The 12,679-nt window shown below is 37.0% G+C and carries 6 protein-coding genes; all 6 read right to left on the reverse strand.

Features of this window, described 5'->3' with window-relative positions:
• Positions 1–56: 56 nt before the first annotated feature.
• The 6 genes from NSS74_RS12220 to dhbC are packed head-to-tail and all read right to left on the reverse strand — an operon-like array spanning position 57 to position 12,660.
• A complete protein-coding gene (locus NSS74_RS12220; protein WP_002141686.1) occupies positions 57–1,499 on the reverse strand; it encodes an MDR family MFS transporter in 1,443 nt (480 codons plus the stop codon).
• Entirely contained in the window at positions 1,499–1,723 is a 225-nt protein-coding gene (locus NSS74_RS12225) for an MbtH family protein (RefSeq protein ID WP_000184075.1), read from the reverse strand. Before NSS74_RS12225 ends, NSS74_RS12220 begins: the two co-directional genes overlap by 1 nt.
• Entirely contained in the window at positions 1,720–8,880 is a 7,161-nt protein-coding gene (locus tag NSS74_RS12230) for an amino acid adenylation domain-containing protein (RefSeq protein ID WP_340813665.1), read from the reverse strand. The genes NSS74_RS12225 and NSS74_RS12230 overlap by 4 nt, the downstream gene beginning before the upstream one ends.
• Before the next feature lie 33 nt (positions 8,881–8,913).
• Positions 8,914–9,807, reverse strand: coding sequence for an isochorismatase family protein (locus NSS74_RS12235; protein WP_002141684.1), 894 nt, complete (start codon positions 9,805–9,807; stop codon positions 8,914–8,916).
• Between the two features lie 24 nt (positions 9,808–9,831).
• Entirely contained in the window at positions 9,832–11,448 is a 1,617-nt protein-coding gene (locus NSS74_RS12240) for a (2,3-dihydroxybenzoyl)adenylate synthase (protein ID WP_002141683.1), read from the reverse strand.
• A 12-nt stretch (positions 11,449–11,460) separates the two neighbouring features.
• Complete coding sequence (gene dhbC, locus NSS74_RS12245) at positions 11,461–12,660, reverse strand: isochorismate synthase DhbC (protein WP_002141681.1); 1,200 nt, start codon at positions 12,658–12,660, stop codon at positions 11,461–11,463.
• Positions 12,661–12,679: the final 19 nt, after the last annotated feature.

Raw genomic sequence — 12,679 nt, forward strand, 5'->3', positions numbered from 1 at the left:
TCTCCTTTTAAATGCCAATATTACTTTATTTCAAAAGAGTATTAGCATGCTGCAACTCATTCATTTACAACTTCTTTCTCTTTTTGTAATACAGATAACAGCTTTTTATTCTTCTTTGACATTACCTCTTTATCAGAAATACGTAAAGAAAATAGTAATGCTATGAGTAAAAATATTGCTGATCCAATTAATGCTGCTTGATATGGTAAGAAATCTGACTGTGCATTATTCTGTACGTTATTACTTCCAAAACCAGATAGTATACTAGCTAAAACAGCAACTCCTATTGCTGATCCTAATCGGTTTTGCACATTGAATATAGTAGTTGCTCTACCCATAGAAGGTGGTGCAATATTGTTAAAAGCAGAAAATTGAACCGCACCGACAGATTGGCCTAAGAAAATACCAATGCCAAACAATAGTGCCCGAATTTGCCATGGATTCGTATCATGATTTACAAAACTTAATAAAATAAAGATAACCGCCGTACTTACTAATCCAATAGAGATTACCTTTCGAGCTCCTAATTTCTTATATGACCATGGTACAATCTGCGAAGAAATCATTAATCCAATCGCCTCTGGGAATGTAGTAAGACCCGACTCCAGCGCGGAAACTCCTATTACATTTTGATACATAAGCGGAAAAATAAATAACATTCCTAGTAAACCAGCTGATGAAAACAACGAAATAAGACTCATTTTTCTAAAGACCGGTTCTTTTAATAAGCGTAAATCTAACATCGGTTGCTTTACTTTAAGTTCTACAATAATAAACAATGTAAGTAATACAATCCCAGCTATCCCAATACTAATTATTTCTGGAGAAACCCAACCTTTTGACGGGCCTTGACTGAGTGCATAGATGAGCATCGCAAAACCTGGTGCTGAAAGAACAAAACCGAGAGAATCAAAACGACCAGCCGATTTTTCAATATGCTCTGCTAAAAATAGAAGTCCAAATAGCAACGCAATGATGCCAAACGGCAGATTAATATAAAATGCCCAGCGCCAAGACATTTGATCTACAAAGAAACCACCAATAATTGGTCCGATCGCTGGTGCTACAGCAATTGGAAGTACAATAAATCGAGAAATTTTTGGTCTTTCCTCTGGTGAAAATGTTCGGAATAACATCGCCATCCCGACTGGTGTTAAAAGTCCGCCACCAGCACCTTGAATGATACGAAAAATGTTTAATGAAGTAATATCATTAGCAATTCCACATAGTGCAGATGCAATTGTAAAAACGAAAAGGGCAGTTAAAAATACTTTTTTCGTACCAAAGCGATCTCCTAACCAACCAGAAATCGGAAGGAAAATAGCTAAGCTAACTAAATACCCAACATTTACAGTCCCCATTGCAGATGGGGGCACTTGCAGTTCTTTGCTTATCGTTTGCAGTGCTACATTCACAATCGTTGCATCCATCGCAGCCATAAACATCGCTGTTATATAAACGATGCTTACAACTACTTTTGGATTTATTTTTACTTTCATTATTGTTTTCCTACTAATATTTTTTCGCTAATTTGATTTTTTTTCGGCTCTAAATCATTCCAGTTAACTTCAACGTATTCTAAGCAAACTTGTCTGCTAGCTTCTTCATGTACGACATTCCATCCAATTGGTACATCGAGAAAGGCAGGCCAGAGAGAATACTGGCCCTCCTCATTCATTAATACTTTATATGTGTAATTATCATTTTCAAATGGATTCGTCATACTTTACTTACCCCTTTCTTATTCTGCAAATATTTCGCTAGCACTTGTCCAATTTCTGTAAGTGGACCTGGCTGACATAAATCTTTATGTCTACAATCAATGTCATGCTGCACGATTTCCCCGTCTAAATAATTTAGCCACGTATTTGGAGAAATAGGATTAAACCAGTCTGGTATAACAGTAGATCTAAAGAATAAAATATCCCCGTTATAAACTTTTGGCACGTATTTCCCTAACAACCCTACTGAATTTACATATGTTTCTTTCAAGTTTAAAATAGTCTCTTCCTCAAGACTTGCTAATGCACTTCCATCTTTGCGAAGTATTGCAACCGCACTTTCCATAGTAAGTGGTTTACCATCCATGTTATCTGGATCATATCCACCTAAAGCAAGTAATGCGATTAACGCTTCTTCTTCAGTAGGTGCTTCCGTATTCGGTAAGAAGTGACCAGGATACGAATCAAGCATAACGAGTAATTCTACTTCTTCCCCTTCATTTTGAAGTTGCGCCGCCATTGCATGAACAACATTTCCTCCAAGCGACCATCCGAGTAAACGATATGGTCCGTGAGGCTGTATTCCACGAACGTGTTTTAAATAATCCGCCGCCATCTCCTCTAAGCTTTTTGGAAGTTCTTCATTTTCAGCGATACCACGTGCTTGTACACCATAGATTGGATAATCTGTTCCTAAAGATTTCATAAGTCCTGCATAGCACCAACTTAATCCACCTGCTGGATGTACGCAAAATAATGGTAATTGATCTCCGCTTGCTCGTAATGGAAGCAACACATCAAGTGCACTTTGACCATTCCCCATTTCAAGTCTTTCAGCAAGCCCTGCAACAGTAGGTGCTGCAAATAAAGTTCCGATATTTAGTTCAACTCCAAGTGCCTCTTTAATGCGACTCATCAGCTGCACTGCAAGAAGTGAATGACCACCAAGATCAAAGAATCCATCATCAATTCCAATTTGAGACACACTTAAAACTTCTGTAAACAAGTCACATAACATTTCTTCTTGCGGTGTTCTCGGTCCGCGGCTAGAAGATGATACAATAAATTCTGGAGCTGGCAATGCCTTTCTATCTAATTTACCGTTTGGAGTTAAAGGTAACTCATTTACTACTACAAAAGCGTATGGAACCATATAACCTGGCAAACTACCTCCAACATACTGACGCATTTCATTCGTATCGATCGTTTCATTATTTGATGCGACGATATAAGAAACTAATCGTTTATCCCCTGGTTGATCTTCCCGTACAATAACAGCTACTTGTTCAACTTTAGGATGTTTCATTATTACCGCTTCTATTTCCCCTAATTCAATTCGGAATCCACGAATTTTAATTTGATGATCTGCACGTCCTATATAATCTAACGTCCCATCTTGACGCCAGCGCGCTAGGTCTCCTGTACGATACATTCTTGTACCTGGCTTACCAAATGGATCTGCGATAAAACGTTCAGCAGTTAATCCTGCTCTTCCTAAATATCCACGAGCGAGCCCTGCACCTGCAACATATATTTCTCCAACTACTCCAGGTGGCATCGGTTGTAAATAGTTATCTAATACGTATACTTTAAGATCCGGTATACTGCACCCGATTAAACTATTTGCTCGTAAAGATACGATACTTTCATCTAATTCAATATAACTAACATGTACCGTCGTCTCCGTTATTCCGTACATATTAATAAGCTTCGGTGCGTTATAAGGATGACGACTATACCAATCTTCTAATCGACTTAGTTCAAGTGCTTCTCCGCCAAAAACAACATATCGTAAAGATAATTTTTGACCAACCTCTTCATTTTCACGATCTGCTTGCATCAATTGATAGAACGCTGATGGAGTTTGGTTTAAAACAGTAACCTTTTCCTTAACAAGAAGCTGTAAAAATTCTTTCGGCGAGCGACTTACAGTATGTGGTACTACAACTAAACGCCCTCCATATAATAAAGGTCCCCAAATTTCCCAAACCGAGAAATCAAAAGCGTATGAATGGAACATCGTCCACACATCGTCTGCGTCAAATTGGAACCAATGATCAGTTGCGCCTAAAAGTCTTACTACATTTTGATGAGGTATCATAACCCCTTTCGGTCTACCTGTTGAGCCTGACGTATAAATAACGTAAGCAATATGTGAAGGAGATAACGGCTTCATGCGCTCCATTTCATCTATATTGTCTTCACTATATTTCTCAATTTCTTCTATTACGTTCACATCATCAACTAAAATCTTTAGTGCCTCATCACATTCAATTTCCACATCTGAATTTGTTAAAACACATGATGGTTTCGCATCGTGTAGCATAAATGAGATACGATCTGACGGATAATCTGGATCTAACGGAAGGTATCCCGCACCAGCTTTAAGAACAGCAAGTAAGCTTACAACCATATTTAAAGATCTCGGCATCGCTAAAGCAACAAGTTGATCAGGACCGATTCCTTTCGCTATTAACAAACGAGCTATTTTATTCGCTTTTCTATTTAACTCTTCATAAGTTAGCTTTTCATCTTCAAAGACAACAGCAATAGAATTTTGATTTACATGAGCCTGCTTTTCAAATAATTGCGGCAATGTCATTTCAGGTACAATTTGAAAACCACCATTCCACTTTTCTAAAACTGTATTTCGCTCTGCTAAAGTTAATATTTCTAATCTACCAATTGATTGATCCGGATGTTTCTCTGCATCATCTAATAATAGAATGAATCGTTCTATTAGTTTTTGAACCGTTTCACGTTTATATAAATCGGTACTAAACTCTAACAATCCGTGTAAGCCGTTTGGAGTACCATCAACTCTGTTACTCTCGCTAATTTCAAATGTTAAATCAAATTTTGCAGAACCAACACTTTGAATTTCAAGGCTCGCTTCTAAATCCGGTACATTAAACGTTGCTTCTGGCGTATTTTGGAAAGCTAACATAACTTGAAACAGCGGATGACTATTTCGAGTTCGTACTGGGTTTAACACTTCAACAAGTCGTTCAAATGGAACATCTTGATTTCCATAAGCTGCAAGGTTTACCTGTTTCACTCTATTTAATAATTCTTTAAAACTTGGATCTCCTGATGTATTTGTGCGTAACACTAATGTATTTACAAATAAACCAACTATATCCGTGAGTACATCGTCGTTTCTTCCAGCAATCGGACTACCTAATGGTATATCAGTTCCAGCACCTAATCTTGTAAATAAGGCACTTAGTCCTGCTTGCAACACCATAAACAAACTAACTCCATTTTTACGAGCGAGCTCCACTAACCTACTATGCATACCTTCATCTAAATGAAAATGAATTGTTTCCCCGCGATAACTAGTTTCAATTGGGCGCTGGTAATCTGTAGGTAACTCCATTTGATCTGGTAAACCTTTTAACTCTTCTTTCCAAAAATCTAATTGTGTTGAAATAATACTGTCTGGTTTTGTTTCATCACCTAATAGCTGTTGTTGCCATAGTGAATAATCTGCGTATTGAACTGGAAGGGTTTCTAGTTGAACACTATCACCTTGACATCGTGCTTTATAAGCCGCTGTAAAGTCTCTCGTTAACGCTTGTAATGACCATCCATCTCCTACAATATGATGCAAAAGAATTAGTAAAACATGTTCGTTTTCACTCACTTTAAAAAGTTGCAAACGAATTGCTGGTTCGGTATCAAGATTAAAGCTATATCTTACAGCTTCAGACAGTGTACTTTTTAATTCATCCTTACATGTATTTGTTATAATCATTTTTAAATTCAATTTATCCATTTCTAGAATTCTTTGATATGAACTGCCAAGTGAATTCGGGAAAATCGTTCTAAGTGTTTCATGTTTCTCAACTACATCATAAAAGGCACCTTGCAGTGCTTCCTCATTCAATTTTCCAGACATACGAATGACTAACGGAATATTATAAGTAGGACTTGGACCTTCTAAACAATTTAAGAACCATAACCTGCGCTGTGCAAATGAAAGTGGAACTTCATTTGGCCTACTTACTTTCTTAATAGCTGGTCTTGCGCTTTTTGCACGATCCAACTGGTTCGCTAATTCAGCGACAGTTGGTGATTCAAATAGCTTTCCGATTCCTAATTCTACACTTAACGTTTCACGAATTCTTGCCATTAAACGAGATGCAAGAAGCGAATGGCCACCCATTTCAAAGAAATTATCATCTATACTAATTCGCGAAACACCAAGTACCTCAGCAAATAAATCACATAATATTTCTTCTTTCGGATTTCTAGCAACTCTCTCATTGTTCATTCCATTAAAATCAGGAGCAGGTAATTTCTTTCTATCAACCTTACTATTTGGTGTTAATGGTAATTCTTCTAGCACAACAAATGCCGATGGCACCATATAATTCGCTAAACTTTCTGAAACATAAGAACGAATTTCCGAAAGATTAATTGGTTCCTTCTCTTCGGCAACGATATACGCAATGATTCGTTTATCATTTGGACGATCTTCTCGTACCATTACCACTGCTTGTTGTATATTTTCATGTCGTTGTAATACCGTTTCAATTTCAGCTAATTCAATTCGGAAACCGCGAATTTTAATTTGATGATCCGCGCGACTAATGTACTCTAACACACCATCCTTACGCCACTTCACAAGATCACCTGTGCGGTACATACGTGCTCCATCTTTTCCATAAGGATTTGCAACAAACCGTTCAGCCGTTAACGCTGGTTTTCCTAAATATCCGTTCGCAAGTCCTTCTCCTGCAATATATAATTCACCGATAACTCCAGGTGGAACAGGCTGTAACCCTGCATCCAAAACGTACACTTCTGTATTCCAAATTGGTCTTCCAATAGGAGGTATACCATTTTCACTGTCATCAATATTTATGAAAGTAGACCAAATAGTCGTTTCAGTTGGTCCATATAAGTTAGTTATAGAGCAACCTAATTCTTTTAATTTATTTGCTAAATGTGCCGGAAGAGCTTCACCGCCAACGAGTACGTTTAGCCTTTGTAACCTCTCTGGATATTCAGTTATTAAAGCCTGCCAGAGCGTCGGTGTAGCTTGCATAATTGTCGCTCTTTCTTCTTGTAACAATGTCGTTAACGCAGAAGGCTCTTGGATTACCTCTTTTTGTGCAATTGTTAAACTTGCACCACTAATAAGAGGTAAATAAATTTCTAGAGCAGAAATATCAAACGCAAACGTTGTAACTGCTAATAAATGATCGTTTTCATTTAATGAAAACATATCTTTCATAGCTAATAAGAAGTTACTTAAACCTTTCATAGTAACAATTACACCTTTTGGATTTCCAGTTGATCCTGAAGTGTAAATTGTATAAGCTTGGTTTAAAAGTGATTCATCATTTTTAAATGGTAGATTCATATGAGAATATGTTTTTAACGCTATTTTCGTTTCTTCGCTATCTAATATGATTTTTTTAATATCATTTTCTATAACTAAAGTAGATGAAACAGATGAATGTGTTATGATACAAACTGGATTTGCATCATTTACTATATAATGAATTCGCTCGGCTGGGTATTCTGGATCTATCGGTAAATACGCTGCACCAGCCTTTAGAACTGCTAGCATACTAACTACCATTTCTATTGATCTTGGAAATACTAAGGCTACAAACTGATTTACTTCTATTCCTTCTTCTAATAAATAGTGTGCTAGTTCATTCGCTCGTTCATTTAGCTCTTTATACGTAAGTTTTATCCCGTTACAAGTAACTGCTATTTTATTTGGATTTTTTTGTACTTGTTTTTCAAATAATATAGGTAGATTAATTAGCTCTTCAGCTTTCTTCGTTTCATTCCATTCCAATAAAACTTTATGATTTTCTTCAGGAAGAGTAATGTTTATTTTTCCAATCGGCTCGTCTTTATGATAATTATTTATCACTAATTCTAATAGACTCATAAATCTTTCTTTATGCAATGCTAGTTCCGCGCCGTTATATACTTCCGGATTCGCATCAAAATGAATCATTAACTCATTTTCATCGAAGCGCTTATATACATTAATCGATAAGTCATCGACAGGTCCTGCTGATAAATTATGTGTAATACCACGATTTCCAGCAAAGTTAAGCCCGTAATCAAAAGGCATAACATTCACTAACGGCCCAAACAACCTTTGATTTTCACCTAGTAACTTTAAGTCTCTTCTTAATTCCTCATGACGATATTTATGATGACGACGTACGTCTCGAATTTCTTTAGAAACTTGCTGTATTAATTCTGCAAAAGTTATATTTGGAGTTAACTTTAGACGAAGTGGAACTAAATTCATTACCATGCTAGGTGTATGAATAGATACAGAACCAAGACGCCCCATCATCGGTAAACCTAAAACAATATCATTTGCACCTGTTAATTTATGCATATAAATACTTGTTACAGCTACAACAAATTCGGGCCAACTCGTTAACGAAATATTAATATCTTCTAGTAAAGTTTTCGTACTAGCATTTGATAAATAAGCAGTTTCTCGTAAAAATCCATTTGATGTTCTCGGCGCTCGTTCTGCTAAACTTATAACTTCCGGTTCATCTGCAAACTTTTCTAGCCAAAAAGTACGATTTTCCTGAAATTGTTTAGATTCACGATACTCATTATCTTCTTGTACAATTTTGGCAAGAGAACCAAATGGCTTTTCATTCTTATTTGTTTCTTCTATAAGTGATGTATACTCATTCGCTACCTTTTGGCTAAGAAGTGAAAATCCATAGCCATCCATCACAATGTGATGGATGCGCTGATACCAAAAGAAACGATTATTTTCAACTTGAATAAGTGCTTCAGTAAATAATTTATCTTCTTTTAAATCTATTGGTACAGATAAATCATTTTTCATCCATACTTTAGCAGCTTCTTCAGGATTTCCCTCTTTACGAACGTCAATAAAATGCATATGAAACGTTGACGATTCCTCAATAACTTGCCATGGGCCAATTTCATCCTCTTCGAAACGAACATGAAGTGCTTCTGCTTCTTTTACCACTTTACGTACAGCTAACTCGAAAATTTCATGATTAATATTTCCGTTTATTTCTATATATTCCCCAGTATTATAAATCGGATTAAGCGGATCTAATTGTTGCGCAAACCACATACCAGACTGCGCAGATGATAACGAATGACGAATCTTTTGACTATTAGGCATTCTTTACTACCCCTTTATTATGTAGTCTATTTGTTACAGCACTTGTGCTGCTTGTGAAGATAGTAAACGGTACCAATCATCAACAGTTGGACGTTCTGCTAAATCTGCAAAAGTAATTTCTTTCCCTTCGCGGCGCCACTTCTCTACTAAACTCATAATTCTGACCGAATCAAGTCCTCTATTTAATAAGTCTTCATCAACTTCAATACTCTCTACTGGCTCACGGAGTAGTTGTGCAACTAGTTCATGTACTTTCTGTAAAGTGATTCCTTCACTCTCATCGCTTTTTACACTTTGTAAATCTTTTAATAGTAAGTTTGTTGATGTCGTTACTGCACATCTATTTGATGCATACTGCAATGCTTGTTTATGATGCTCTAGTGAAAAATCAGCAACTGCATCTGCTACAAAAAATGGCTGGATACCATCCATAAATGCTTCACAAGCTGTTAAAAGGCAGCCAATATGCGCATAAATACCGCAAATAATAAGTTGATCTCTTCCCTGCTCATTTAAAATTTCTAATAGATTCGTCTTTTTAAATGCACTATATCTCCATTTGGTTAGGAATATATCATCCTCATCTGGAGTAAGCTCATCGACAATTTTCTTTTTATCTGGTCCAGCAGGAATACCGTCACCCCAAAAGTCTTGTAATAACCCTCGTTGTTCTAACGTTTGTCCACCAGGTTGTGCTGTATAAACAACTGGTATACCAAGTTCCTTGCATCTTTCTCTTATCACCTTAATATTTGAAATTAGTTCTACTTTTGGCGATTCTTTATCGCTATATGCATCAAGAAAATATTCTTGCATGTCATGGATTAGAAGAACCGCACGTTTCGGATCTGGCGTCCAATTCACTTTATTTTTTGGTAGTTCTGATTCAATTGGCATTTTATATACTGAAATAGATGGGATAGCCATCTAATCACTTCCTTCCGATTTTTATTATTGTTTTACTGTAATAAGTTTTTCAGCAATGACTTTACGTAATTCTTTTTTGCTTACTTTTCCAACACCTGTTTGTGGGAATGATTCAATAAATTCAATTCGATCTGGAATCTTATAAGCTGCTATACCACGTTCTCTTAAGAACATTTTTAATTCGTTTGCAGTTAGGACTTGTCCACGAGCGATAACAAAAGCGCAAGTGCGTTCTCCTAAATAATCGTCAGGCATAGATACAATTGCTACATCATGTACTGCATCATGTGCTAATAGATGATTTTCAACTTCTTCCGCAGCAACCTTCTCACCACCACGGTTAATTTGATCTTTATCTCTTCCTTCTACAATGATGTAACCTTGTTCATTTACTTTTACAAGATCACCTGTGCGATAAAAACCATCTTCTGTAAATGATCTTACATTATGCTCTTCCGCTTTATAATAGCCACGAATTGTATATGGCCCTCTTGTTAATAAACTACCTACTTCACCAGGCTTAACATCATTATCATGTTCATCAACAACTCGAACTTCATCAAATGTAGACATCGGTCTACCTTGTGTATGAATAATGATTTCTTCTGGATCATCTAGTCTTGTGTAATTTACTAAGCCTTCCGCCATACCAAATACTTGCTGTAACGTACATCCGAATGTAGGGCGTATACGCTTCGCAACTTCGGCACTAAATTTCGCACCGCCTACTTGAATAACTTGCAGGCTTGATAAATCGTTATTACGGGAAGATGCAGCATCAAGCCAAATCATTGCTAATGGTGGAACGAGCGCTGTAATCGTAACTTTTTCTTTTTCTATAAGAGCAAATGACTCATCTGGACTACCTCCAGTTGCCAATACTACTTTTCCACCCGCATAGAAAGTTCCAAATGTTCCTGGAGAACTCATCGGGTAATTGTGTGCTACTGGAAGAACTGCCATATAGACGCTTTCTGCATTTAAATTACAAATGTCAGCGCTAACACGTAAACTATAAATATAGTCATCATGTGTTCTAGGAATTAATTTAGAAAGTCCTGTCGTCCCTCCTGATAATTGGAGAAACGCAACATCACTTGGCTGAACTTCTGGTAATGGAATCGGATCCATATAAAGATCAGTTATGTTCACGAATTCTTCTTCTTCCCCCACTACGATTACATGTTGTAAAGCGGGAACTTTCTCTTTCACTTCTCTTGCTAGTTTTCGATAATCAAAGCCGAGAGCCTTATCTGAAATAACGTAAGCACTCGCTTCACCAAACTCGCAAAAATAACTAATTTCACTACTGCGATGAGAAGGTAGTGCAAAAACAGGGAGTGCTCCAATGCGAAATAGCGCAAAGCATATTTCGAAAAACTCTATAATATTAGGTAACTGGATTACAACTCGATCCTCTTTCTTTATTCCTAAATTCAGTAAACCTGAAGCTAAGCGATCTACCTGTTTATCAAGTTCACTATATGTTATTTGTGAATTACCACTTATAATCGCAATTTGATCTCCATGTTTTTCAGCGCGTTCTTTTAACATCGAACCAAATGTTTCTCCAAGCCAACACCCTTCTTCTCGATAGCGATTGGCAAATTCTTTTGGCCATTCCGTATAACCTATTAACATTCTTTCTTCCCCCTATTTTTCATTCAGCGAATTATCTCTTAACCCTAAAGCCTTCAACATTGTTTGGAACTTAGCTGATGTTTCTGCTAACTCATCTTCTGGCTTTGATTCAGCAACAACTCCAGCACCTGCATATAAGCGAAGTGTATTCTCTTGCACTTCAGCACAACGAATTGTAACAATCCATTCGCCATCTCCATCTAAATCGCTCCACCCTAACATTCCTGTAAAGAATTCACGGTCAAATGGCTCAATTTTTTGAATAGCCTCTCTCGCTTCTTCCATTGGAGTTCCGCAAACTGCTGGCGTAGGATGAAGAGCAATTGCTAATTCTAAAGAAGACGTATCTGGGTCCTTTAGTTCACCTTTCACTTCCGTAGACAAATGCCACATTGCTTCACTATGAATAACTGAGGGTTTTTCTGGAACATGTAATATATGACAGTAAGGGCGAAGCGCAGCGGCAACCGCTTCAACTACTACCGCATGTTCATGTAAATCTTTTGGAGAAGAAAGTAATTCTTCTGCCCTTCTTTTATCTTCTACTGGATCCTCACTTCGTGGTCTTGAACCAGCCAACGGATTAGAAATTACTTGCATACCATGACGTGAAACAAGTAATTCAGGACTTGCTCCAATTAACGTTTTAAAGTCTTCATTTTCATCTTTCGGCAAATTAACAGCAAATGTGTAGCCGTGCTTATTATGTTCCGCTAATTCACGAAGTAGTTTTTTTTGATCAATTTTCTCGGAAGACTTAACATCCAATGATCTGGATAGAACGATTTTTCTTAAATCTCCGTCCTGAATTTTTGCTATTCCTTGCTTCACACCATCCATATAAACTTCAGGAGCTGGAACCGGTGTCATTTCAAATGTCAGTTTCTCATTTCGTTTTATCTCATTTGTTGTCTCTAACTGTAAACGCTCAGTAATTCTACTATGTTCTGGTACGATAAGTTGAACTTCTTTTCTACGATCAAAAGGCAAAGCACCAACAACGATAGGATTCGGATTTCCGGCTTGTTTTGCATTACTTAATACCGCTTGTACAAGTTCTGGAAAACTTTCAATTTCATGATGTTTTACTGTAGTAAACTCTCCTTCTGTCAATATCGTTCGAGTTGGTGAAGCGAAAAAGAACGAAGATTCAGTTTTATAATCTTCTAATAATTTTTCTGACAGTTCCTTTACGGCTATAAGTTCATTCATAGTATTAAAACCTCCTGAA

Origin of the sequence: Bacillus sp. FSL E2-8868 (assembly GCF_038005505.1) — a bacterium.
Taxonomy (GTDB): domain Bacteria; phylum Bacillota; class Bacilli; order Bacillales; family Bacillaceae_G; genus Bacillus_A; species Bacillus_A mycoides.

Excerpts from the sequence above, each read along its gene's own strand:
- NSS74_RS12220 (WP_002141686.1), bottom strand. The coding sequence starts at position 1,499 with ATGAAAGTAAAAATAAATCCAAAAGTAGTTGTAAGCATCGTTTATATA.
- NSS74_RS12225 (WP_000184075.1), bottom strand. The coding sequence starts at position 1,723 with ATGACGAATCCATTTGAAAATGATAATTACACATATAAAGTATTAATG.
- NSS74_RS12230 (WP_340813665.1), bottom strand. The coding sequence starts at position 8,880 with ATGCCTAATAGTCAAAAGATTCGTCATTCGTTATCATCTGCGCAGTCT.
- NSS74_RS12235 (WP_002141684.1), bottom strand. The coding sequence starts at position 9,807 with ATGGCTATCCCATCTATTTCAGTATATAAAATGCCAATTGAATCAGAA.
- NSS74_RS12240 (WP_002141683.1), bottom strand. The coding sequence starts at position 11,448 with ATGTTAATAGGTTATACGGAATGGCCAAAAGAATTTGCCAATCGCTAT.
- dhbC (WP_002141681.1), bottom strand. The coding sequence starts at position 12,660 with ATGAATGAACTTATAGCCGTAAAGGAACTGTCAGAAAAATTATTAGAA.